This window comes from Mycolicibacterium monacense (assembly GCF_010731575.1).
In the GTDB taxonomy this organism is placed as follows: Bacteria; Actinomycetota; Actinomycetes; order Mycobacteriales; family Mycobacteriaceae; genus Mycobacterium; species Mycobacterium monacense.
The window spans coordinates 4001867-4026027 of record NZ_AP022617.1 but is presented as its reverse complement, the minus strand read 5'-3'; the positions used below and the strand labels follow the sequence as shown (position 1 = coordinate 4026027).

Annotated in this window: 22 protein-coding genes; 11 read left to right on the top strand and 11 right to left on the bottom strand. The window is 68.5% G+C overall.

Going from position 1 to position 24161, the window contains the following annotated elements; all coding sequences use genetic code 11:
* Positions 1-74 precede the first annotated feature (74 nt).
* Positions 75-518 (top strand): hypothetical protein, encoded by a 444-nt coding sequence (locus G6N49_RS19275; protein ID WP_163647423.1) that lies wholly within the window; start codon positions 75-77, stop codon positions 516-518.
* Here G6N49_RS19275 and G6N49_RS19270 read toward each other — a convergent pair.
* The 6 genes from G6N49_RS19270 to G6N49_RS19245 all read right to left on the bottom strand — a co-directional run bounded on the left by G6N49_RS19270 (position 515) and on the right by G6N49_RS19245 (position 8672).
* Entirely contained in the window at positions 515-1291 is a 777-nt protein-coding gene (locus G6N49_RS19270) for a hypothetical protein (protein WP_011854620.1), read from the bottom strand. The two genes, G6N49_RS19275 and G6N49_RS19270, sit on opposite strands and share 4 nt — an antisense overlap.
* Positions 1288-2202 carry a DUF6777 domain-containing protein gene (locus tag G6N49_RS19265; RefSeq protein WP_011854621.1) on the bottom strand — a complete coding sequence of 305 codons (915 nt, stop codon included), beginning with the start codon at positions 2200-2202 and terminating at the stop codon, positions 1288-1290. The genes G6N49_RS19270 and G6N49_RS19265 overlap by 4 nt, the downstream gene beginning before the upstream one ends.
* Positions 2199-3209, bottom strand: coding sequence for a WXG100 family type VII secretion target (locus G6N49_RS19260; RefSeq protein ID WP_011854622.1), 1011 nt, complete (start codon positions 3207-3209; stop codon positions 2199-2201). Before G6N49_RS19260 ends, G6N49_RS19265 begins: the two co-directional genes overlap by 4 nt.
* 78 nt (positions 3210-3287) lie before the next feature.
* A complete protein-coding gene (locus G6N49_RS19255) occupies positions 3288-3551 on the bottom strand; it encodes a WXG100 family type VII secretion target (protein WP_011854623.1) in 264 nt (87 codons plus the stop codon).
* 42 nt (positions 3552-3593) lie between these two features.
* Positions 3594-7997 (bottom strand): FtsK/SpoIIIE domain-containing protein, encoded by a 4404-nt coding sequence (locus G6N49_RS19250; protein ID WP_011854624.1) that lies wholly within the window; start codon positions 7995-7997, stop codon positions 3594-3596.
* Complete coding sequence (locus tag G6N49_RS19245) at positions 7998-8672, bottom strand: RDD family protein (protein ID WP_011854625.1); 675 nt, start codon at positions 8670-8672, stop codon at positions 7998-8000.
* Positions 8673-8904: 232 nt separating this feature from the next.
* On the opposite strand from G6N49_RS19245, the gene G6N49_RS19240 reads away from it, so the two are divergent.
* From G6N49_RS19240 to G6N49_RS19215, 6 genes are all read left to right on the top strand, one after another.
* The gene (locus G6N49_RS19240; protein ID WP_011854626.1) at positions 8905-9249 is read left to right on the top strand and encodes a DUF4190 domain-containing protein; all 345 of its coding nucleotides are present in this window, start codon (positions 8905-8907) and stop codon (positions 9247-9249) included.
* A 197-nt stretch (positions 9250-9446) separates the two neighbouring features.
* Positions 9447-11828, top strand: coding sequence for a DUF7159 family protein (locus tag G6N49_RS19235; RefSeq protein ID WP_011854627.1), 2382 nt, complete (start codon positions 9447-9449; stop codon positions 11826-11828).
* Between the two features lie 18 nt (positions 11829-11846).
* Positions 11847-13475, top strand: coding sequence for a DUF7937 domain-containing protein (locus tag G6N49_RS19230; RefSeq protein ID WP_011854628.1), 1629 nt, complete (start codon positions 11847-11849; stop codon positions 13473-13475).
* A gap of 86 nt (positions 13476-13561) precedes the next feature.
* The gene (locus tag G6N49_RS19225) at positions 13562-14263 is read left to right on the top strand and encodes a vWA domain-containing protein (protein WP_011854629.1); all 702 of its coding nucleotides are present in this window, start codon (positions 13562-13564) and stop codon (positions 14261-14263) included.
* Positions 14264-14313: 50 nt separating this feature from the next.
* Positions 14314-15141 (top strand): PP2C family serine/threonine-protein phosphatase, encoded by an 828-nt coding sequence (locus G6N49_RS19220; RefSeq protein WP_235679546.1) that lies wholly within the window; start codon positions 14314-14316, stop codon positions 15139-15141.
* Positions 15138-16352, top strand: a complete 1215-nt coding sequence (locus G6N49_RS19215; protein WP_011854631.1) for a hypothetical protein — start codon at positions 15138-15140, stop codon at positions 16350-16352. Before G6N49_RS19220 ends, G6N49_RS19215 begins: the two co-directional genes overlap by 4 nt.
* Positions 16353-16361: 9 nt before the next feature.
* Here the strand turns inward: G6N49_RS19215 and G6N49_RS19210 are convergent, their stop codons facing one another.
* Genes G6N49_RS19210 through G6N49_RS19200 form a run of 3 tightly spaced genes read right to left on the bottom strand, consistent with a single transcriptional unit; the run spans position 16362 to position 18271 of the window.
* On the bottom strand, positions 16362-17291 hold the full coding sequence (locus G6N49_RS19210) for an alpha/beta fold hydrolase (protein WP_011854632.1): 930 nt from the start codon (positions 17289-17291) through the stop codon (positions 16362-16364).
* Between the two features lie 54 nt (positions 17292-17345).
* On the bottom strand, positions 17346-18005 hold the full coding sequence (locus tag G6N49_RS19205; RefSeq protein ID WP_011854633.1) for a type II toxin-antitoxin system VapC family toxin: 660 nt from the start codon (positions 18003-18005) through the stop codon (positions 17346-17348).
* The gene (locus G6N49_RS19200; RefSeq protein WP_011854634.1) at positions 18002-18271 is read right to left on the bottom strand and encodes a hypothetical protein; all 270 of its coding nucleotides are present in this window, start codon (positions 18269-18271) and stop codon (positions 18002-18004) included. The genes G6N49_RS19205 and G6N49_RS19200 overlap by 4 nt, the downstream gene beginning before the upstream one ends.
* A gap of 118 nt (positions 18272-18389) precedes the next feature.
* Here G6N49_RS19200 and G6N49_RS19195 point away from each other — a divergent pair, with 118 nt between their 5' ends.
* Genes G6N49_RS19195 through G6N49_RS19185 form a run of 3 tightly spaced genes read left to right on the top strand, consistent with a single transcriptional unit; the run spans position 18390 to position 20817 of the window.
* Positions 18390-18674: a type VII secretion target gene (locus G6N49_RS19195; protein WP_011854635.1), complete on the top strand. Its 285-nt coding sequence runs from the start codon at positions 18390-18392 to the stop codon at positions 18672-18674.
* The gene (locus G6N49_RS19190) at positions 18674-20053 is read left to right on the top strand and encodes a WXG100 family type VII secretion target (protein WP_011854636.1); all 1380 of its coding nucleotides are present in this window, start codon (positions 18674-18676) and stop codon (positions 20051-20053) included. The genes G6N49_RS19195 and G6N49_RS19190 overlap by 1 nt, the downstream gene beginning before the upstream one ends.
* Positions 20041-20817, top strand: coding sequence for a hypothetical protein (locus G6N49_RS19185; protein ID WP_011854637.1), 777 nt, complete (start codon positions 20041-20043; stop codon positions 20815-20817). Before G6N49_RS19190 ends, G6N49_RS19185 begins: the two co-directional genes overlap by 13 nt.
* Before the next feature lie 9 nt (positions 20818-20826).
* Here G6N49_RS19185 and G6N49_RS19180 read toward each other — a convergent pair whose 3' ends face one another.
* Both G6N49_RS19180 and G6N49_RS19175 read right to left on the bottom strand, forming a co-directional pair.
* Positions 20827-21720 carry a MetQ/NlpA family ABC transporter substrate-binding protein gene (locus G6N49_RS19180; protein ID WP_011854638.1) on the bottom strand — a complete coding sequence of 298 codons (894 nt, stop codon included), beginning with the start codon at positions 21718-21720 and terminating at the stop codon, positions 20827-20829.
* Complete coding sequence (locus G6N49_RS19175) at positions 21717-22334, bottom strand: methionine ABC transporter permease (RefSeq protein WP_011854639.1); 618 nt, start codon at positions 22332-22334, stop codon at positions 21717-21719. Before G6N49_RS19175 ends, G6N49_RS19180 begins: the two co-directional genes overlap by 4 nt.
* Before the next feature lie 44 nt (positions 22335-22378).
* Between G6N49_RS19175 and G6N49_RS19170 the strand changes: the two genes are divergently transcribed.
* Entirely contained in the window at positions 22379-24076 is a 1698-nt protein-coding gene (locus tag G6N49_RS19170; protein WP_011854640.1) for a protein NO VEIN domain-containing protein, read from the top strand.
* Positions 24077-24161 lie beyond the last annotated feature (85 nt).

Below are 24161 nucleotides of genomic sequence, written 5' to 3'. Positions count from 1 at the left end.
CGGTCATGCGCCCGGATCCGGACACGGCGGGGTCGGTCGGCAGCGACGGACTCTGGCGGGTCGTCGGCAGCGCAGTGACCACCGCCGCGCTCGTGGTGACCTCCGCCGCGGTCTTCTACGTTGCGACGAGAGATGAACCGGGGGTCGAATCATCCTCCGGCACCGGGCATGTCAGCGCCATAACCGGTTTTGGCGAGGTGGGCGGCGCCGACATCCTCGGCTTCGTGGATCATCCCGCGCGGTGCCAGTCTCACGAGGGCATGGTCATGATCGGCCGCACCGAGCACACCGTGTTCGTGGTGTGCCGGTCGGCGGGCATCTTCCAGTCCCATTACTACACCGGCGCACGGCTCGCCGACGGAGCGACGACGTCAGGGGTCGCCGTGGCGGCGGTCCCGGGCGGTTTCGACAGCACCGGCGACACGACCGTCATCCGCGTACGCGCGAACACACTCACCGTACGGCGAGGGGCGGAACCGGTGTCCGTGGAGCTGATTCTCGAACACCAGAGGCGTTAACCACGCCAGATCGACGGCGGGGTGACAGGCCGCGGGTACTGCGCGGGCGGCGTCGGCTGTGCGGGTGGACGGGTCCGCGTGGCGAACGGCTGCTGCGCCGGCGGGGCGGGAGCTTCGCGGGACGGAGAGATCGGAGACGACGCGCGGGGCGCCGGCGCCGGTGTCGGCGTTGAGAGAAGTTGCTGGATCACGCTTTCCGCTTCGAGCATGTGCGGATACTCGACCTTGTCGACATCGACGCGCAGCGCTCCGCCCCCGCTGTGGGTGACGATCAGCGCGAGGCCGCGTGCCATCCACAACTGGAACGCCGCGAACCCGAGCAAGCCGAACGCGACGAGCAGCAGCAGCGGGCCGAGTGGGCCCATCCCCATCATGCCGAAGCTCGACGTCAACATGGTGAACCCGACAAAACCGGCGACGGCGGCAGACAGCACCCGCCGCTGCGACAATTGGCGGCCGACGGTCGTGCTCGAGACGTGTCTGAGCGGCGTGCTCGACTCCGTGTGTCCGACCCGGATCACGAACAGCAGATACTGCGGGTGCCGGACGATGACGCGCTCACCTGTGACCACCAGACCGGTCTTGATGTGGCGCAGCAATGGTGACGGCGTGAAATCGCCTGCAAACACGGAGTCTTCACCGGGGAGCAGGGCGATATTCTGATGCTCAGCGTTGCTGGTGGTGCCCCCGATCGGCCGGGCATTCGGCGGGGTGCCCGCGCTGAAGTGCTGCTCGGCCTGGCGAAGGTAGTCGGCGTGTCCGTTCGGGTTCATCGGTTCCTACTCTCTGGACGGTCGGGCGGGATGTTCATGACCGCGGGATCGGGCAGCGGTACCGACGCACCGCCGAGGTCGATGACGCCGCCGGCAGGCTGGACGATCTGCCGGCCGGTGTCGACATCGGTGAGGGTGAATTCAGCTGCCGCGCCGGAGTTGTCGGTGGCGGCGTACTTGACCGCGACGACGGTCTGCAGGCTGAACGCGGGCCACTGCTCGCCATCGAGGCGGTAGTGAGCCAGCGTGTCGTTGTCCGGCGGAGCCAGTGGCGAGCCGGATGCGCACCGGACCCGGGGAACTCCGAGCGGGTCGATCAGCACGGCGCTGCCTGCCTGCAGCACCGCCTGTTTCGGGTCGGGGACACCGTCAGCGGGCGTGTGGGTGGTCACCCAGGTGTCGGAGAGCAGGACGACCGCGGTCAACGTGTTGAGGTAGTGCGGGATCTGCTGCGGGGTGATGCCAAGGGCCAATCCCCAGATCCGCCCGGTAGCGGGGTCGGCGTCGAGGTCGTTGGCCAAGGTGACGGCATCGCAGGGAGACATCTGGCCGGTGGCGCCGTAGAGGCCCGGCTGGCGACCGGAGACCACCCGCACCCCGCGGTCGGCGCGGACCGGGATCTGCTCGAGCAGTTCGGCGGCCTTGGCGGCCGTCTGATCCGAGATCGTCACGGGTGCAACGAGGATGGATCGGGTGAAGGCGTCGACGGTGGGGGTGTTCGCGGCGATCAGCGCGGCCTCGCCGGCCGTCCCGTCCTGGTCGTCGCCGGCGGTGAACAGCACGACCCCGATCAGGGCGGCGACCACCAGCGCCGTCAACAACGCCCCGGACACCGCGAGGATGATTGTGGTGCGCGGGTTGCGCGGGTCCGGCGGATTGGGGTCCGCCCAGCCGCTCTGCGGGTGTGTCACCAGGAGCCGCTGCCCTTGTCATCGATGTCGACCTGGTCGACGACGTCACCTTGGAAGCTCTTCAGCCCTGCGGCGGATCCGGCCGCTCGGGTGTCGGCGTCAGTGCTGACCGCGTCGTCCCATTGCTCGGACAACTCGCCGTAACCTGCGACATGCTCGCCGATGCCGAAGACGGTGAACGGGTTCGGCTTCGCCGAGAAGACTTCGACGTTGTCGTTGCTGTCCTGGGCTGCGTTGCTCCACATACCGGGGTTGACAGCTGACGCCGAGGTCACGATGTCCTGCCCGTACTGCAGGTGGACCGCCGGGATGTTGAGGTCGTTGCGGACCGGCGACCCGAACGTCACGATCTGCTGCACGTTGAATTTCCCGGAGGCGGCGATGTTCTGGGCGTCGAGTCCGCCCTGGCTGTAGCCGACCAACATGACCTCCGCGTCTGCGGGTATCAGCCTTTGCAACGCTTTGACCTGTGCGTCATCCAGGCCCCCGCTGATGGCGTTGACGTTCGCTCCCCAGTTCTGGCTGCCGGCGAGGACGGTGCCGCCGATGTAGACGATGTACTTCTCCTCACCGTCGACCATGACCTTCTGCACCCGGTACCCCGACATGTCCGGGCCGAAGGGGTCCCATCCGTTCGGGGTGTCCTCGAGCTGCTTCCACATCTCGTTCAGCCCGCTGGGAGACTGCGGGTAACAGGCGGCGTCGGTATCGCTTCGCCCTCCCGCACTGCCGGCCCCGTCTGCGCGACTGGCGTCCTCCTGCTCGTCGGCGTTACGGCGCAGGACGTCCGCACCGGAACGCAGCGCGCTGATCGCGGCGTTGAGCGCGAACACCGATTGGCCGTTCCACTCGGAACGAAACCGCTCCGAATCCGGGCCGCGCCAGATCGCCGCGTTGGACACGAAGCCGTTGAGGCCCTTCATCGAACTCTGCAGCCGGTCCGCCGCCTGGATGAATTGGCTTGCGGTGGTGCGGAGCTGGCCGGGATCGGCACCGGTGACGGTCATGTTCATCCTCCTCGGGAACTCGGTGCTCGTGCGCAGCCGGGCGGGCTGCGCACGAGCACCCGAATTCGTGGTTCGTGCCTAGACGCTGGCCTGCTGCTGCTCGGTGGCGTTGCGGTTGGCGTTCTGCGAAGCGTTCTGCAGTGCGGTGACGACCTGGCGCAGCTGCGGCACGTGCTGGCCCTGCCAGTCGGCCTTGAACCGTTCGGCGTCGGGTCCCATCCACTGCACCGAGTTGACCGCCGACGTCAGCTGCGCGATGACGCCCTCGATGTCGCCCGCCTTCGCGTTGAGCTGCGTCGCCAACTGACGTACCTGATCGATGTCCTGCCCGAAAAGTGCCATGTCTTCCTCCTATGTGTCGTTCTTCGTTGTCGTGCTGTGTGGTCAGATCACGGGTTGCGCCACCTGCATCCACACCCCCTTACCGCGCTCGATGAGCACGCCCCGCCCGGGCGGGAAGTCACTGCGGCGGATCACGCCGATCGAGGTGTTGAACAAGCTGTCGGCCTCGACACCGCTGGGCCACAGCAGCATTCCGCGCCTGGCCGTCTTGAACGGCTGCGCCAGCAACCACGCCTGACCCCAACCAGACACCTCGGATTCGCCGACGACGAGCGCGGCGTCGCCGATCGTCTTGATCAGGCGCGCCAGTTCGTTCTCCGCGGCGGTGCCGCCGAAGTCGGCGATGCCCTCGATGACCACCATCAGCTCACCGGTGCCACGCGGGGGCGGGGCGAGCGTCAGCCGGTTCACCAGGTCTATGACCGGGTCCTGTCCGGTCGCCGTGCTCGACCAGACGTCCAGACCGGCGATGGTCGACACGGACGGAGCGAGGTGCACGATCTGCGCGGATGGGTGCTGCCGGCGGACGGCCTGCGCGAGGGTGACCAGGGCGGTGGAGCGGCCGCTGCCGGGCGGTCCGGTCACCATGAACACCCCAGCGGGGGTGATGCCGAGTGGGGCAAGCGATTCGTCGGCCACCCCGATCACCGCCGCACCGGTCGGTGTGCTGACCGGCAGCGCGTCGAACTCGATGCGGTCGGAGAGCCGCTCCACCGGTTTGGGCGCGGCGAACCGGTCGCGCCGCATCTGCTCGGCCAACCGCTCGATCGCGCGGGCCTGCACGGCCACGTTGGCGTCGCCGCCGAACACGGCGACCTGTAGTTCGCGTCCGTCGAGGATGGCCCGGCCCTGGGGTGAGGTGGCCGACAGGATGTCGCCGCTCACTCCCGCGAGCACGTAGTCGTCGTCGGACGCCAGCCGCAGCACCAGACGCCGCTGAATCGTCGACGCCAGCGAGGACGGAATGGCGGCCGGGCGGTCGGCGGTGATGACGACGTGGATGCCCAACATCCGGCCGTCGGAGGCGAGCTGGCTGAGCATCGCGAAGAACGGTGTGTGCGAAACGTGTTCGTACTGTTCGCGGAACGGGCCGATGGCATCGACGAGCAGCAGTACCCGCGGTTCGTCGGGGTCGGCCAGCCTGCGGTACTCGGTGAGTGTGGAGGCGTTGACGCGGGCGAAGCGGCGCGCCCGGTTCTCCAACAGCGCGGTGAGGCGGCGCAGGATACGGCCCATGCGTTCCTCGTCGTCTGCGCCGACGACGGCCGCAACGTGCGGCAGCGCCTCGAGCATCTTCAGGCTGCCGGAGGCGAAGTCGAGCCCGTAGACGTGGGCGGGCCCGTCGTGCGGGTTGAGCGCCGCCGAGATCGCCAAGGTGCGCAGAGCGGTCGACTTACCGGCGCCGCCGGTGCCGATGATCGCCATGTTTCCGGCGTCGTCGGGGGAGAACGTCTCGACAGTCTGGGTCTGTTCGGTCGGAACGTCGCACGTGCCGATCACCAGCGCGGGGCCGTCGGACTGCGGGGCGAGGTCCTCGAGCGCGTAGGTGGCCTGCAGCGGGGGCAGCCACGGTCTGCGCGGCAACGGGATTCGCAGATGCTGCGTCGCGGCGCGGACGGTGCCGACCATCCGCGCAATGTCGGTCGGGCCGCTCGGTCGGACCGCACCCTTGGCGGCGGTCGGGTTGTGCCATGGCCGGCGGCGGCCGAAGACGAATTCGGAGATCTCGATCGGGGCCTGCGCGGGCTGTTCGCTGGTCCAGCCGCCGACGTAGGCCGCCTGGAATGCGGTCAGCCGTCCCGGGCCCGTCCTGGCGACCGCCCGGCCGGGGATCTCGGGCGGGAACGATGCGGCGATCGGATCGTCGATGACATCGAGCGAATCGTCGATATCGTTGAGGCGCAGCGCGATCCGCAGGTTGGTGTTGGCGCGCAGGTTCTCGCGGATCACCCCGGCCGGTCGCTGGGTTGCGAGCACCAGATGCAGTCCGAGTGAGCGGCCGCGCTGCGCGACGTCGATGACCCCGTCGACGAACTCCGGCACCTCGGAGGCCAGCGCGGCGAACTCGTCGACGATGATGATCAGGCTCGGCGGCGTATCAGGATCACCGGTCTGTTCGAGCGAGATCAGGTCCTTCGCGCGTTTGACGTTGAGAAGCTGTTCGCGACGGCGGATCTCGGCGCCGAGCGAGGTCAGCGCCCGGCGCACCAGGTGCGGGGTGAGGTCGGTGACCAGGCCGACGGTGTGCGGCAGCCCGACGCAGTCGGCGAACGCGGTGCCGCCCTTGTAGTCGACCAGCAGGAAGCTCACCCGATCGGGGCTGTGCGCGGCGGCCATGCCCATGATCCACGACTGCAGGAACTCGCTCTTGCCTGATCCGGTGGTCCCGCCGACCAGGGCGTGCGGACCGTGTTCGCGCAGATCGAGGTGGAGCTCCTGGGCTCCGGTAGAACCCACCAGCGCCCGCAGACCGGCCGATTGACCGGCGGGCGGGCGCGGCCTGCCGATGCGGGTCAGCACGGATTCGTTGGAGACCCACTGTGCGACGACGGCTGCCGGGTCGGAGGCCATCCGAGTGCCTGCCAGCGTCAGATACGACACCGAGCGCGGCAGGTCGGTTGCGTCCTCGACAGCCGCGCCCACGTCGACCACCGGTGCCAGCAGCAGCGCGACCTGCCGGGCGTCGGCGACCTCGATGCTCTCGCAGGCCACCGGGAAGGTGTGTCGGCCGTGGCGGACGTGGCCCACGGTGGCGCCTTCGGACTCGTTCTCGATGAGCACGAAGGTGCGGCACGCGGCGGGCAGGCTCTCGACCTGGGTGGCCACCCACACCACGTACACACCGACCGGCCCGCCCTGTTCTGCCAGTCGGGTGAGTCGGGACCGGTCGATGGGCGCGGTGTCCTCCACGAGCACGATCACGGCCGGAACGACCAATGTGTCGTCGCCACTGAGTGTTTCGCGAGCGGCTCGCTGTTTCACGAGGTCCTCGAGACGCGACAGCAGCGCCTGCCCACCGTTGGCGCTGTCGGTCAGGTGGTTGCCCGACAGCGGGCTGTGAATCGAGCCGGTGTGCGGCATCCACTCCAGCCACTGCCACGACGCCCGGGACTGCGGGGAGCTGAACGCGGTGATCGCGAGATCGGCCGGGGAGTGCAGTCCGGCGAGCTGCATGACGATGCCGCGGGCGACGCCGTCGACCACGCCGCGCGGCCCGCAGATGCCCAACGCACCGGATTCGCGCAGGTTCGCCACGATCGGCACATCCTCGACCGTGCTGAACCGGCTCTGCAGATCGTTGAGTTGCGCGGTGTGTTCGATCTCGGCGCTATCGTTGTCCGACAACCGGATCCGGCAGCGGGAGGCCGCATCCCCGAGCCCGAGCCGCACGGTGAGGAAGGCGGGGTGTTCCGGGCGGTGCGTCCACAGCAGCGGCCCGAGCCGGTGGATCGCCTCGACAACCTGGCCCAGCGCGGGGGCTTCGGCCAGCCGCACGGCGCGCTCGACCCGCTGGGCCTCGGTGAGCTCGCCGGCAAGGGCGCGCAGCGAGTCGGCGAACCGTTTCGCCTCGTTCTCCTGGCGCCTGCGCGCCTGCAGTTTCGTGTCGATGTACATGCCGACCATCAGCACTGGACTCAGCGCGATGAACACCACGGCGAGCATGCTGCGGGTCACCGCGAACAGGATGAGCCCCATGATCAGTGGCGCGAGTACCGAGATGATGGGGAAGCGGGCCGGTTCGGGGGGTTGTGGTGGTCTGGGTGCGGTGAACTCGTGCTCGTCGAACCGGGCCACCACCCGAGGTGACCGGTTGAACTCGATGGCCACGCTGTCGGTCTGGGTGGTCCCGGGCCGCAGGGTGGGCAGGATCGCCAGCGAGGTGGCGGCCAGTTGCACGACGTCGCCGGCCCCCACGATCGCGCGTTGCACCGGCTGGCCGCCGATGCAGACCCCCGACGGCCCGGCCAGGTTGACGATCTCGATGCTCTCCCCGACGGTGATCGCCGCGTGGACGTCGGTGAGCCCGTGGTCGGTGAGGGTGACGTCGTTGGTGAGGCCCGTGCCCACAGATGAGTTACCCTGCGGCAGAGGAAATTCAAGTCCCGCGTCGGGGCCGTCGAGGATGCGGGCGACGGCCGCGGTGCGGCCCCGCCTGCGGCCGTGGGTGACCGTCGGCGCCGCCGCGAGGCTGACCGTCGACCCCGACTGCAGACCCGAATCGGTGAGGCTGCGTGCCGGATCCAACAGCCGTCCGGCCGCGCCGCGGTCGAAGGCGGTGTGTTCGACCTTGAGGGTGAGCCCGGTGCCGGGTGGCGGTTGACGCTGATCGGGGTCGCCGGCGGCCAACGCCTGAGCCAGTTCGGCCACCGTCGCGGTGGCGTCGGCGGTGATGGCGAGCTGCGCTCTGCTGTCGTCTGGCCGGCGGAGGATGAATTTGGCCTGCATCTACCCGCGTCTCCCTGATACGGGAACCGGTGACACGACCCGGTTGAGTCCGCGGTTGGGCGTCCGGCGCAGCGTGCGTTGTCGGGGTTGGCCCAGCGGGTTCGCGCCGGTCGTCACGTCGAGCACGCCGAGGCCGCTGAGCCGGTCATGCCACGCGGCGGCGGGTTGAGGGCTCAGCAGCACCGGCAGGCCGGCCAGGCCGAGAGTGGCGACGAACGCCAGGCCGCGCAGTACCGTGGCGCCAACCCCCGGCGGCCGGTGGTCGGCGGCGCGGACAAGCCGTAACCCCAGCATGGCCTTCCCGAAGGTGTTGCCCGTCAGGCCCTGCCAGATCTGCAGCCAGATCCACACCGCCACGAACGCGACCGGCACGACGACGTAGACGACCTCGGCCACGCCGAGGACGGCGCCGGCGGTGGACAGCGGCATGGCCGGGCTGATCATGACGGCCAGATCGAGTAGTGATGCAGCGCAACGGACCCCGCCGCCCGCAGGTGTCACCGTGTCCGGCGGCGTGGCCGGCTCGTCGACGGGCGCAGCGCGGGCCCGCGGACGTGGGACGAGGATGCGGCCGCTGAGGGTTTGACCGCACGTCCCGCAGAACCGGGCGTGCGGCGGCAGGCCGGAGCCACACTGCGGGCACGAAAGCGCCGCACCGCCTGGCTGTCCCGCCACCAGCTGACTCCGTTCCGCGCCGAACTCGACGTACGTATCCGTGATCGGGTTGTGATGGGTGAAACCTGCGCACCGAGCTTGTGGGCGGGTGCGCGGTCGTGAAGAGATTAGTCTTTGCCGGACGGATCGGGCGGGAATCGCTGTCGCCCGATCGTACGATTGCCTCAACCTGAGAGGCACATGAGAAACTCTTTCCTGGCAAACCCGTACGACCGTCAGGAGGGCACGCGCGGTGGCTGACTCGACGCTGCCGCCCGGCAGGTTCGGCGCGGGTTACATCTCCGGCGGCGCCACGTGGGCGCCGGCCGCCGGATTCACTGCCCCCGAGTTGTCGCCGGCACCGCCGCTCAATCGACTGGCGGTCGCCACGTTCGTCACCACTCTCGTGTTCGGGCTGGTTACGGCGCTGTTCACGCTGCCGCTGTCCTATGTGGCGCACCGTCAGATCGAGACATCTGGTCAGGGCGGGTCGGGTCTGGCCCGCGCCGCGATGGTCATCAGTGGGGTGTACGTGGTGGTCGGCGCCGTGGTCGTCGGCCTGTACCTCTATCTGCCGGAGCCGGGGGCGGTGCGGTAAATGTTCGCATTCGCAAATATTGACCGCGTCGACCGAACGACGGATACCTGGGCCGAAGGTGCAAATGTGAGGATGAGTCGCGGCTGCGATGACTGGTTTGCTCACATCGCAACTAATGAGGCTTTAAAGTCTGCCTGCACTACCGGCGAGACGGCCAGAGATATTTCGCAGCGTTATAGAGAGATGGGGAACTCGGGATGGACGTGACGCTCGGGGTAGTGCTGGACAAGGCGGAAGCGCGGATCGCGCTACTCGACGCGACCGCCCCGCACGCGGTCATCGACCAGTCCGCGATCGACCTGTCGAACCAGCCAGTCGACGCGGTGGTGTCGGCGCTGGCATCGACCGACCGCATGTTGACCGAGTCCGGGCACCGGCTCGTCGGTACCAGTGTCTGCAGCGCGGACCCCGATACGGCGGCCGGCGTGCGCGATGCCCTGATCGACGCCGATCTGACCAACGTGACCGTGGTGTCGCGCTCCGATGCGGTCACCGAGGTGACCCGCAGCCTGGTCGGCGGCGACACCACCGCGACGCTGACCAGCGATGCGGACACCGCCGCCCTGACGATCGTCGACGCGGCCGCCGACACCACCTCACTGATCGCGGTCGAACCGGTGACCGGCGGTGACCGGGGCGCGGCCTACCGGACGCTGTTGGAACGCTTCGGCGAGGAACCCGGCGGAGCGACCAGCGTGATCGTGCTCGGTGCACCCGTCGACGACGCGCTGACCGCCGATCTGCAGGCGGTGTCGCCGGTGCCGTTGCAGTTCGTGGACGACCCGGAGTCCGCGATCGCGCGCGGCGCGGCGCTGGCGGGAACCCGGCGGCCGGGGAATTCCGTTGCGGGACAGGCTCTGATCGACTCGATGAACTGGGGTGACACCATGCTGAGCCCCCAGGCGCAGCAGTTGGCGTACTCACAGGTCGACGACGCGGAGGATTTCGGCATCGCCGATGCCGCCGTGCCGATGCAGACCCCGATGCGACCGTTGAGCGCCGTGGATTCGCAGGACTACGAGGTCGAGGAATCCGCGGAGGAGGCGGCCGCTCCGGCGGACCGGCCGCGGGCGCTGCTTCTGGGCAGCACGGTGGCCGCGGTGGTGGTCGTCGGCTTCGCCGCGCTGGCGGTGACCGTCGCGCTCAACATCCGTCCCGACGTGCGGGAGCAGGCGGTTCGGCTGACCGACGATTCGTTGGCGGGCAAGTACTTTCCGGTGGCTCCGGGACAGGGCGTGACCCCGGACGGGCCGGGCTGGACGATGATCGAGGAGGTGCCGCCGCCGGGTGTCGAGCCCGAGGCCCGCACCTTCCGGCCGCAGATGCTCAACGCCTCGCGCGGTACCGGGGACGCCGGCGCCGAGGTCATCAAGCTCTACCGGGACGGAACGGTCGGCGTGGTGCCGGACGCCACGCAGTTCAGCGCCGCGATCCAGCCGCAAGGCATCGTGGGGCCCGGCAGTGTCCCGGATGCCTCCGGGTACGTGACCCGGTTGATTCCGGACTTCACGCGGTGGAGTCCTTGCCAGGTGCTGGCGCTGGTCGGCAACATGCGGCTGCTGAGCCAAACCGCGATCGACGCGGTCGCGGGCACCACCAGCGCCGGACTGAACGCGGTCAACTCCGTCGCCGGGAATTCCGGCGCATTCCCGGATCTGAGCGATCTCGGTCGAGTAGCCCTCGTCCCTCAGACCAAGGGCGAGCTGTTCGACGTCGCCGACACCCTCGAGGGCACCTCGACGGACATCAATGCGATACCGCCTCAAATCTTCAAGACGGGCGCCGTGGACACCGTCGCCAAGGACGTGCTGCCTGTCGACACCAAGATCGTCGACACGACGGCCCTGCAGGGGCTCGTCCCGACGGGTGGGCCGGGTGAGGGGACGCCGGCACCCATCCTCGGCGGAATTCTGTCGCCGGAGGTCGGCGAATCGCTGCCCGGTACCAAAGGCACGCGTCCGGTCATCGACCCCGGGACCGTGTCCGAGGGTCTGGTCCCGGGTTCGGGGGTGGATCTGCCCGAGAAAGGGATCGACGTCTCGAGTGTGCTCCCGGGCGACGGCCCGCCATCGGGATCGACGCCGCCTGTGAACATCCCGGGCGCCGGCCCGTCGCCCGACGGTCCCGTCACGCGACTGAACCCGGGCGGGATCGCACCCGAGGTGGGTCTGCCCAAGCCCGAGGTGGGTCTGCCCAAGCCGGCGGTGGAGCTGCCGAAGCCGGCGGTGGAGCTGCCCAAGCCGCCGCCCGTCGATCTGCCGGACCCGGTGATTGAGCTACCCAAGCCGTCGCCGAAGATTCCGGAGCGGGTGTTGGAGGCGCCCGAGCCCCCGGTCGTGATCCCGGAGCCCAAGTTCGAGATCCCCGTGCCGGACGTTCCGGAGGTTCCGGTGTACGAACCGCCCTCGCCGCCCGTGCAGCAGCCCTCGCTGCCGTCGTTCGAGTTGCCGAAGCTGGAGATCCCGACGTTCGCCCCGGAACCCGAGGCGCCGGCAGCACCCTCGGTGCCGGATCTGCCGTCCTTCGAACTGCCCGAATTGCCGTTCGGCGGTGGGCTGTTCGGATCCGGAAGCAACTAGCGGTATCGGAGATCGGTGATGAGCAACGCAATCGAAGACCCGGCCACGGCGTCCCAACGGCTGCACCGGGCCAACGTCATCCGTGACGCGGTCGCCGCGGTGCTGGTGACGCTGGCGGTCCTGCTGCCGTGGAACATCGCTACCGGGATCACCATCGCCGGCAGCCCCGGCTGGATCATGGGCCTGCTGATCGTGGCGGCGCTGACGTCGTTGGCCGCGCTGGTCCTGACCCACGTGGGCCGCGGAATCAACAGGGACGAAAGTGATCTCGCGACGCTGAACCGGCTGCGAATCACGTTGAACTGCCCGATGCTGGCCATGGCGTTCGCATTCCTGGTCTATGCAGTGGTGCAGGCGGTACGGGCGGGCGGAACCGCTGAGGTCCCACCGGGAATGGGTCCAGGCGCATGGCTCGCGGTCGGCGGTGCGCTCCTCGGCGCGGCGCCGGTGATCGCGGCCGTCGGCGATGACCGCTCTGGGAGCAAGGCCTGCCGGATCATCGGCGTAGTCTCGCTGGTTCTCGCGATCGCTGCGGTCGCGTTCAACCTGTACTGGCGCACCCGGTTTGTCCTCCCGCAGATCGGCAACGCCGAGACCGGGACGCAGAACCTCGTGGTCACCGTCGCCGCGGTGCTCTACGCCGTCGTCGCGCTGCTGCCGGTGGTCATCACCAGCCGTTGGCTCATGTCGACGAACCGGGAGGCCGGGCTGGCCACAGTTCTGCTCGCGGGTGCGGCACTGGTCGCCGGCGTGTTCACGTGGCTGCTGCCCGTCGGGCGCGACCTAGACGCCTTCCACGGCATCGCGCAGAACACCTCGACCGCGGGTGTCGGATTCGAGGGTTACCTGGCGTGGGTGGCCGGAGCCGGCGCCATCGCGACGGTGACTGTGCTGGCCGCGCTCAACCGGAACGCGGTCGACGTCTGGCGGTCAGCGGCGCGAAAGTGCTTGGTTCTCATCGCCGTCTGGTGCGGCGGGTCGGCGGTGCTGCGGATCGTGGATCTCATGCTGGCGTCGGCACTGGCCCTGCCTTCCCCGCCGTACTACGCGACCACGTTGATGGCCTTCGACCTGGTCGCGGCCGTCGTGGCGGTCTGGCTGTTCCTCAACAGCTCGGGCAAGGCGGCGCCGCGGATGTTGCTGAGCATCGGGTACGGCGTGCTGTTCGTCCTGGCGGTGTGCCGGGTCATCGTGGGGGTGGCGCTGGTGCCGCGGGTGCCGCCGTTGAACCCGGACGCGATCACCGAGGTGTACGGCAACACGCTGGGCCAACAGATCACCAGCACCTTCGATGTGGCGTTGTGTGTGCTCGGCGTCGCCCTGGTCGTGATCGCGTTCGTGACCAGCACGGCGGACCGGTCGACAGGCACCACCGTCGCACCGAAAGACACTGCGCCGGAGCCGGAGTCGGCCCCCACGACGACGATCACCACCTACTCGTGGGCGCCGCCGGTCGAGCCTGCGGTGTCCCAGGCACCGCCGACGATCGCCATCCCGCGCGCGCAGGAGGCAGCCCCCGCCACGGCCAAGATCTTCCGCCCCGACCCCCCGCCCGGCACCGACCGGGTGGCCAAGGTACTGGCGGAGTCGACGCAACGCTTCGCGGCCGGCACCACCTACGGCGGCGGTGACACCGAACGGCACTGACATTCCGCGTCATTCGGTGCGACGCGTGCGCCCGTCGATGCGAAGATCTCCCGGACGGGTGGTCAAGTCGAGACGGGGAGTCGGCGATGTCTGAGTGGGGTTGGTCGGTCGCGCTGAACGATGCGAACCCCGACCCCCGCGTCGCCTGCGTCGTGCTGGCCGACGTGTCGGGATCGATGCAGGGCGAGCCGATCGCGGCGCTGGAGCGCGGTTTCGCGGCGTTCACCCGCTATCTGCAGAACGAGGTGTTGGCGAGCAAGCGGGTCGAGGTCGCCGTGGTGACGTTCGGGACGGTGGCCACCGTGCTGGTGCCCATGCAGGAGGCCCGCACGTTGCAGCCCGTCGCGTTCACCGCGTCGGGGACCACCAACATGGCCGCCGGTATCCACCTCGCACTCGACATCCTCGAGGACCGCAAGCACGCCTACAAGGCCGCGGGGCTGCAGTACTACCGGCCGTGGATTCTCCTGCTCACCGATGGCAAGCCCAACCTGGACGGCTTCGACGAGGCCGTCGCGCGGCTCAACGCCGTCGAATCCGCGCGCGGTGTCACGGTTTTCGCGGTCGGCGCAGGACCGCGGGTGGACTATCAGCAGCTCGGGCGGCTGTCGCTGCAGCGCAGCCCCGCGCCGCTGGAGGGCCTCAAGTACGAGGAGCTCTTCGAGTGGTTGTCGGCCTCGTTGAGCAACGTGTCCAACAGCACCGAGTTCGCCCGCGACGATCAGACCCACGAGGCGATGAACGGCCGGGTGCCGCTGCCCTCGGCCGCCGGCTGGACCAGCGCGTGAGACCCGGGTGCCCCGACGGGGCGCCGCGGTGGGCCGTGTGCGGTGCGTCGGTGACCGGGCAGGAGCATGAGCGCCGCGGACTGGGCTGCGACGACGCCTACAGTTATGGCGTCGCAGGCAATTACGTCGTGGCCGCGGTCGCCGATGGTGCCGGCGCGGTCACCGGAACCTCGGCGTGGGGTGCGTACGCCGCCTGCCAGAGCGTGCTGACCGACGGGCTGCAGCCGGCGTTCGTCGAGAACTTCCGCAGCGGCGACCCCGAACAGTTGATGCGTTGGTTGTTCGACAACGCGCTCACCCGGGTCACCCGGCAGGCCGCCGCGCTCGGAGTGGAGCCGATGCGGCTGTCGACGACGCTGTGCGTGGCGGTCGCGGACCACGGCCGGGCGGTGTTCGGCCAGATCGGCGACGGGGTGATCGCCGCCGAACTTTACGACGGCCGGGTCGGATCCCTGCTGATCGAGGAGAAGGACGGCTACGCGAACACCACCTCATTCCTGCAGTCCGACAGGGCGTTTGAGGGGTCGTTCCGCACGCAATCGGTGGACGGGGTGACGGCGTTCGCGCTCAGCACGGACGGGATGAGTTACAAGATCACCGACATCGGGACGGGGGAGGCCTACGAGCCGTTCTTCCGCGACTCCTGGCAACATGTGCGCGCCGGGGCGCGGGCCGACCAGTTCGCGGCGCTGCTGCGCGGGATCACCGACGACCAGACCGGCGACGACAAGACGATGGTGCTGGCCGCGGTGTCGGGGTCGGCGGTCGGTGCGGTGACGGACAGTTCGCCCGCGCCGGGAACGTCGGTCGCCGAGCTCGAGACCGTGCCGCTGACCCGAGGTGCACGGCGTCGTGGGTTGTGGCGGCGTCGGCGATGACGGAACTACGTCTCGCGACCGGTGAGCGACTGACGCTGGCGCCGGTGCTCGCCCGCGCCGGTGAGGGCACCGTCTACGGCGTCGCGGAGCGACCGGATCTGGCGGCCAAGGTGTTTCACCCGGACCTCACGCGGCTGGGCGCGAAGCTGGACAAGGTCGCGGCGATGGTACAGTCCCCGCCCCCGGGGCGGGTGCAGCCCAACGGTTTCGTGGTGCTGACGTGGCCGTCGGGGCTGCTGCTCGAGGGGGACCGGCCGATCGGGTTCGTCATGCCGCGGGTGGACACCGCGACCGCGGTGGAGATCCACACGATCAGCAACCCGTCGAACCGAGAGGACCCGCTGCCGGGCGGTCCGCAGTGGACCCGGCATGCGTCGTGGGAGCATCTGGTCAGCACGGCGGCCAACCTGTGCCTGGCGGTGCAGGTGGTGCACCGCGTCGACGCGGTGATCGGCGACTTCCAGGAGCGCAACATCCTGGTCTCCGACACCACCGAGGTGACGCTGGTGGACTGCGACTCCATGCAGTTCACCGATGCGGCGGGCCGCCGATTCCTGTGCAGTGTCGGCAGACCGGAGTTCACCGCCCCCGAACTCATCGGCGTCGACCTGCGGCGGTACCCGCGGGAGAAGCCGTCGGATCTCTTCGCGCTCGCCGTGCACATCCATCTCCTGCTGATGGCGGGCAACCACCCGTTCATGCGGGGCATCTGGACCGGCGGCGGGCAGCAGCCCGACGCGCTGACGTTGGCGCGGTCGGGCGCCTGGGCGGGTGGGCCGGGGTCCCCGCTGCAGACGCATCCGTTGGCCCCGCCGCCGACGTTCCTGCCCGCCGAGATTCAGCAGTTGTTCGCCCGGGCGTTCACCGACGGGCTGCGCGACCCCGCGAGCCGGCCGAGCGCGGCGGAATGGCGGGACAGCCTGCTGCGGTTGCAACTGACGACGTGTTCGTCAGGGACGCACCGGGTTCCGGTCGGTACGGCACGGTGCCCGTGGTGTGCGATCAGCGAGGAGCGCCTCGCACGCCGGGGCGCGCCCACGGGGCCGCGGCCCGTGGTACGCGCGGCACCGGCCGTCCGGCCGGCCTCTACCTTCGGGGTGAGCACGAATATCGTTGTTGCCGGCCTGATTTCGGTGTCGGTGATCGTCGCGATACTCGCAGCGTTCATCGTCTGGGCGATACTCAGCGGGGCGTCGACGTTCGGGGTCTGAGGCTCTGGGTCACAGCTGTGAGCGAACGAAGTGCAGGACTTCGTCGGCGGTGGCGAAGCCGCCGAGGTGGCTCTCCTCCGAGCGCAGGACGAGTTCGGCGTCGGGCAGCAGCTCGACCGCTTTCTGCGCATCGGCCAGCGGAACGATGTGGTCGGCGTCGCCGTGCCACCACCGCACCGGCGCATTGACCTCGGCGAGCCGAAAACCCCAGTCGCGCCCGAAGAGCCGGGCGTCGTCGACGATGGCCTGGAACCGGCCGCGCGCGACCAGGACGAGGTCGTCGATGAACATGCCCTCCATCTCCGGGTCGTGCAGCACGCGGCGGTCGCCCTCAGGCGTGGTCATGGCGTATGCCTGGCAGGCGTAGTGCGCGGCCGGGAGGAGCGGGGTGAGGAGCGTCGAGATGAATCCGGCTAGGGGACGGCGTAATTCGTGCAGGACCGGGGCGAAGCGGCGGGCGAGGTCGACGGCGCCGGTGGCGAGGGCATCGGGTCCGACGGAGGGGACGACACCGCCGAGGACGGCGACGGCGGCGATGCGGCTCGCGAGCGGCGGGACGGCGGCGCAGGCGAGCGCGTAGGGGCCGCCGCCGGAGAGGCCGACGACGGCGAGGCGGTCGGCGCCGAGGGCGTCGGCGACGTGGGCGACGTCGGCGGTCCAGTCGGCGACCGCGTCGTAGGGGTGCGGATCGGACAGCCCGGTGCCGGGCCGGCCGAGCAGCACGACGCGCAGGCCGAGCTTCTCGGCGGCGCGGCGGCCGAGGAGCGGGAACTGGCGGCGTCCACCGGGGGTGCCGTGGAACCAGAGCACCGGGTCGCCGGACGGGTCACCGAATTCGGCGAAGCCGAGGCGGCGGCCGTCGGGCAGGTAGAAGCGGCCCTCGGCGCGCGGTTTGTCGACGCGCGGCACCCGGTAGGGGTGCCGCATCAGAGTGTTCATAGGTGTCACCTCGCTGCCTGAATGTAACGGGGTGGAGTGGGTGGCGGCGTGAAATCAGCGGAGTTCGATGCGGCCGTCCGGCTGCGGGACGACCTCCAGGCGCTCGCCGGGCGATACTGCTTCGGCCAGGGTGGCGCGGCCGACGCTGAGGACACCGGACCGCGCGCGGTCGGGACCGTTGCGTGGGTCCCACCGCACCTCCAGCTCGCGGCCGCGGAGGACGAGGCGCACCGACGTGCGGGTGTCGGGGAGGGCGGGTTTGATTGCGACTGGGATCCGGATGCGCCCCGCGGCGAGATCGGGTGCGGTGACCGGCTGGGTGAACAGCGTTCCCGCCTTGCCCGCCAGCGGCACTCCGAGCTCGGCGGCCCGAGCGGCGAGCTTGGCGTCGAAAGTGGCGAGGGCGGCTGCGTGATGCTCGGCGGTGTAGAGGACGCAGCAGTCCGGCATCTTGAGGCCGGTCGTGGCACGCAGTTCACCCAGGCGCCGAGCGCTGCCGGCGGGTAGGTCGAGAGACACGACCTCGAGGCGGCTCAGGAGATAGCCGAGGAGGTCTGCTCGCTCCGCCGCTGCCGCGTAGATCTCGGCAAGCGTGACGACGCTGGATCCGAATGGCTCGGACGCGTGGGCCGCGAGCAGGTCGGTGGATTCAACGTGATGGGCGTCGGTGGATTCGAAGTGGGCGATCAAGACGCTAGCGTCGAGGATGATCACTCGGGCCAGTCCTCGCGGAGCTTGTGGAGATGGCTGGCGCCGAACATCCCGGTCAGCGCGCCGCCGGTTTCGTCGATCGCTTCTTGGCGGGCGCGACGCATCTCGATCTCGTTGTGCGCGAGCATCTTCTGTCCGACCAGGATCAGTTGGCGCAGCAGTGCTCCGGGCCTGTCTGCGAGCTCGGGCCAGGCGCGACGTGCGTCATCGAGAGCGCGGCTGATGTCGTCGGTCTCGGTGATTGCGTGGCGCCGGTGATCGGTCGGCATGAGCGCGAGTGTAGCACCTGACCCTTAGGTGTAACACCGTCGAGGAAATTAGCGGAGTCGGGGGTATTCACGGTGCCGCAGAATCAAAACATCATGGAAGCGGGTGCGGAGGGTGGCGATGCTGGTCAATCCGGAGATTCTGCGCGCATTTGCCGGTCAGGTGGATATCGCGGCGGCGGACATCGGCGCGGCGGACGTAGGCGCCAAGACCCTTCCCGCGGGCGATGCCCTGCCCGGCTCGACGACGCAGTGGGCGGTGCGAGCGGTGGGGGAGCACTTCACTCAGATGGCGACCCGTCTGGCGGAGAACGTGACGAAGATGGGGACAGCGGTGCGCGGCGCGGGTGAGACGTTCGAGGTGGCCGACGACGCGTTGGCCGGCCAGTTCGACGGGCTGTTTTGATGCTGCCGTCACGGTCGACGCTGCAGAGCTGGAACCCGGACGCGCTGGCGACCTCGGCGGGTGCAGTCGGTGCGGCGGCGGACACTGTGGCCGCCGCGGTCAAGGGCGTCGACACCGCGTGCGGTCGGATGCCCGAAACGCGGGCATGGGAGGGCCGCGCCCACGACGCCGCGAGCGCGATGTTCGGGCGGGCGAACGCCAACGCCACGGAGCTGTCTAATTACGCGGATGCGGTCGCGGCGGCGCTGCGCAACGGCGCTGACGCGATCGGTGCGGCGCGGGGTGCGCTGCTGGCCAAGGCCGACCAAGTCGACGCGGGGCCACTGAGCGTCACCGATCAGTGGGTGGTGCTCATCGACCCGGTGCGGATGCCCGCGGACGATTTCGCCGAGTTGGAAAGGCTCGCGGCCGCTGAGCAGGAGGCGATCAACGGCCTGCTGTCCGCGGTGGGCGATGCGGACGACGCGCTGGCCAAGGCGGTGACTGAAGCCGGCGGGCGCTTCGGGTTCGTCTCGGCCGCGCCGGCGAATGATCCCTTCGAGATACCGCTTGCGCCGCAAAGGCCGCAGGACCAAGTGCCGGATCCGCGGGACCCGATCGGCATGCTCCAGGAGGAGGCGTTGCGCGATGGCGACATGTCGATCACCGTGCGAGAGGTCGTCGAGTCGGAGAATGCGTACGGCGAGGAGGTGACGACGGTGTTCATGCAGGACGGCAGTAGGCAGGAAATCACGCGGAAGGACCCGTTCGACTGGCCGGACCGGCAGGAGTTCATCACCGTCGAGCAATTCGACAAGACCGGTGAGGAGGTTTCGCGGTCGAGTTCGTGGCACGACCTCGGGAATGATTGCGACTACACCTCGGTCACATGGCCCGACGGGTCGAACTTCACGATGTCGATGGACCCGACGGGATACCGGAATGCCGGGTTCACCACCGCCGGCGGTCGGCATCAGGCGGTGCCGGTCGAAGTGATCGACAACATGTCTCTGGGCGCGGGGTCAGTGCTCTCGGGCCTGGAGAAGCATGTGCAACGCGGTGGTGGCCTGCCCATGCTGACCGCGCAGTCCGTCGATGACATCGGCAAAGCAGCGAAGTTCGGTGGGCCGGCGCTGGGTCTGGCGACGACGGTGTTCGACATGGTGATGGCCGAGTCCGGAAGGGATGCGTGCATCGCGGCGTTCGGCGGGATCGGTGGGGCTGGCGGTGGTTGGGCGGGCGCTGAGGCGGGCGCAGCCGCGGGCGCGGCCGTTGGTGCGGTGACCGGCCCGCTTGCAGTTGGCGCCGTTCCGCTGTTCGTGATCGGCGGATCCTTGCTCGGGGGTTGGAAAGGGGCCGACCTGGGTGAGGCCGTGGGGAACGTCTTGTGCCCGTACTGAACCTGCCCGAGCCCGATGCGTGGCAGCGTGCGCGCACGAGGTACCGCTGGCTGTTTGCGTTCGGCTTCCTCCTCATCGGCTTCGGATTGGAGTACGCCGTATCGGCGGCCGTCCGTGGCAGCTACCCGACGGCGGTGTTCTTCCTTCTGCTCGCCGCGTCGCCGCTGCCCGTGGCCGTCGGAATGGCGCGCGCTTCTTACGGTTTCGTGCCATATCGCGTCCGGTGCGACGCAACCGGGACCACTGTGCTGCCGGACCGCTGGATGGCCGTCTTCGGGTTCGTCTCGCTGCTGGCCTTCATCGCGACAGCTGTGCTGTACAACGTCCTGTATTTCACCGGGACTCTGGACATGTCCACGTCGAGTATGTCGCGGCGGGCCTCACCGTACGCATTCGCCGTCGTGGTCATACTCGTGGTCGGACGGTTGGCCGTCGGCTGGCGGCGCAGGAACGGGTGGGGGTACGTCCGATTGACCCTCGCGGGTGTCGAGAACACCGATGTGATCCGCACCAAGTTCTACGCGTGGGGCGACATCGACGATGTCCTGGACGCACCAGAGAAGAAGCGAACCCGTAAGGCGGTCGTGCTGGCGCTGAAGGACGGCAGTGAGGTGATCATCGAGGGCGCCGACCTCTACGTTCCCCGCGGCGTGGGTTTGTACTGGATGGTGCGACACTACTGGCGTCATCCGGAGGACCGCGCGGAACTGACGGACGGACGAGCGCACGAACGACTCATCGAGGAACGCTTCGACGTCGACTGAGCATCGAGGTCACAGCGGCAGCAGGATCCCCTTGACGCTGGGATCAGTGGCCAGGAACTGCTGCACGGCCGGGTCCTTGAATGTCTCGACCAGTTTCTTGATGTTGTCGGTGTCGGCCCAGCGGCTGCCGATGGTCAGCTGCCCGGCGAACTCGTCCGGGGCCGGTGGAGCGAAGATCTGCTGTTGCAGCGGGATCTTGGCCGCCAGGTAGTACTCGGTGTAGCCCACCGCCGCGTCGAGATCGGGCAGCGAGCGGGACTGCGCGGCGAAGTCGAGCAGCGTGAACTTCAGATTCTTCGGATTCGCGACGATGTCCTTCTGCGTCGCCGTCCACTTGTCGACGGCCGGGTTCAGCGTGATCAGGCCGGCACGCTCGAGTAGCCACAGGCCCTGGGCCTCGTTGGCGGGATCGGAGTACAGCGACACGTTCGCCCCGTCGGGCAGCTGGTTGACGTCGGTGTACTTGTCCGACCAGATGCCGAAGCCCCACCGGAACACCGGCGTGGCGGCTTCCTCCTGGAAGTCCGGGTTGGCCTCCAGCACCTGCCCGAGCCACAGCTTGTGCTGGTAGATGGTGCCGGCGACCTCACCGTCGCTCACGGCGCGGTTGATGGTGTTGCTGTCCGCCAGCCCGCGGAACCCGACCTTGATGCCGTGCCGGGGTGCGACCTCGCGGGAGATGTACTCGATGAGCGCCTGCTCGGCGGCGTTGCCCTCGTTGGTGGCGACGATCAGCGTCGCCCCGGGAATCTCGTTCGCCGACTGCGCTTTCCCGAAGAACAGGAACCGGCCGGCGACGAGCACGGCCACCACGAGCACCAGGCTCTCGGCGATCCAGATCCACGTTGGTCTCTTCTTGAGTTCGAACCCGTGGTCGGAGCTGTCGACTTCGGTGGCGGTCATGCGTTGACGGTTCCTCTCACGCGGGCATGCGGGGTGGTGAAGCGGACCAGGGCGTCGCCGATCAACTGCACGGCGGCGACGGTGACGACGAGGATGACGATGGTGGCCAGCATGACGCCCTGGTCGAAGCGCTGGTAGCCGTAAGTCACTGCGACATAACCGATCCCGCCCGCGCCGATGGTGCCGGCGATCGCGGAGTACTCGATCATCGCGATGATGTTGATGGTCAGGCCGCCCAGGATCGACGGCACGGCCTCGGTGAGCTGGGCGGTGCGGATGATCTGCACCCGCGATCCGCCCGCGGCGCGGGCCACCTGGACCACCGACGGCGGGACCGAGCGCAGCGAGTTCTCGACGATCCGGGTGAAGAACGCGATCCCGGCCAGCGACATCGGCACCACGGCGGCGGCGATCCCGATATTGGTGCCGGTGATGAAACGGGTGAACGGCATGATCGCGGCCATCAGGATCAGGAACGGCAGCGACCGTCCGATGCTGATGGCCCAGCTCAACGCCGTGTGCAACCCGGGGTTTTCGAACAGGCCACCGGGCGCCAGGTTGTGGACGAGCGCGCCGAGTGGGACGCCGACGAGCACCACGATGGCTCGTTGCAACCGACGCGGCAGGCGAAGGCCTGAATCTGCAGGCAGCACACCTCATGGTGAATTACGACCTCCCATGGAACCCGAATCGCATTGAGCAACGGTTCGGCCGTATACACCGGATCGGTCAGAAGAATGTCTGCCAACTCTGGAACATGGTCGCGCGGGACACTCGCGAAGGCGAAGTGTTCCGGCGTCTCCTCGACAAGATTCAAGAGCAACGAGCTGCGTACGGCGGCAAGGTCTTCGACGTCCTCGGAACCCCGATGGTGAACATCAAGCTCGCCGACCTCCTCCGAGATGCGATTCGCTACGGAGAGCGAGAAGAGGTGCGGCAGCGGATGCAGAAGACGATCGACGCAGGCATCGTCGAAGGCCTCCAAGAGCTCATCGCTGATCACGCCCTCACGCACGACGTTCTGCCGCCGGACGATCTTGACAAGCTCCGAGAGGAAATGGAGGAAGCACGCGCCCGACGCCTGCAGCCTCACTTCATCCGTGACGCATTCACGGAGGCGTTCCGACAACTGGGCGGACGAATCGACACCCGCGAAAAGGAACGGTATGAGATCACGCATGTGCCGCCGCGGATACGTGAGTCTACGAGAGCTCCTATCGCTCGCCGCTATCACCGCGTGAGCTTTGACCTGACAAAGCTCGAAGGGCCAGGCGTCGAGCGCGCCGAGCTCCTAGCGCCCGGTCACCCACTTCACGATGCGGTACTTCGCCTCACCGTCGACCGGCTCCAGGACGCGCTCGAGCACGGCACGGTTCTGGAAGCCGACAATATCGAAGAGCCGTCGCTTCTAGTGGGTGTGCTGAACGCCGTGCGGGACGCAACGGGCACGACGATCGCACGAGGCTTCGGATACGTAGTCACCGACGCCAAAGGGGCGGTTGTCGACGCTGGACCAGCCCCCTATCTGGATTACAAGTCTCCTGTGGGACCGAGGATCGAAGACGAGTCATGGCTTGCGCAGGCTGAAGCTACCGCTACTTCATGGGTGATCGCCCACCAGTTACCTTCATTCGCCGAACATGCCGTCTCACGTAGGACGACCGAGTACGAACGCCTCACTGCCGCAGTGAAGGAACGACTAGGGCGTGAGATCAGCCGTCTTGAAACAGAGGCGTCTCGCACCGACTCAGCCGCCGAGGACGGGAGGCGTGTCCGCACTTCTGGGGATGCATTACGCCGGCGGGCCGACGACTTGATTGCGCGCCTCGAGCTACGGCTTGCGCAGATCGATAGACAACTCCGAATGAACCCACTGCCGCCGAGAATCGTTTCGGCGGCGCTCGTCATGCCGGCACCCACGGCCAATTCAGGACCCTCGACGCCCGTCGACGCCGCAAACCGTAAAGCCATCGAGCGTAGAGGCATCGAGGCGGTACTCGCGGCGGAGCGTTCGCTCGGTCGCACTCCTGTCGAACAGCCTTTCAATAACCCCGGTTTCGACATACTGTCCGAACGCGCCGGGGACGTGAATCTGCGGATCGAAGTCAGAGCGCGCATTACGGGAGCCGACACGTTCACCATCACCCGTACCGAGGTTCTGCTCGCGCTCAACGCCGCTCCAAATCACCGACTTGCGCTGGTATCAGTACACCCGGACGGACCTCACCTCGATGAAGTACGCTACATCGCGAACGTGTTCTCCGGTTCAGAACCCGCCTGGCTCAACGAATTCGGCGTCGTGAGCCAAAACCTCTCTTGGACTCATTATTGGGAGACCGGATCTGCACCGTTCTAATTGCGCTGCAGTTCTGACGACTATTGTCAGCAGGCTTGACGGCATCCTGCGGTACCCACACCGATACGCATGATGGCGCCTGCAC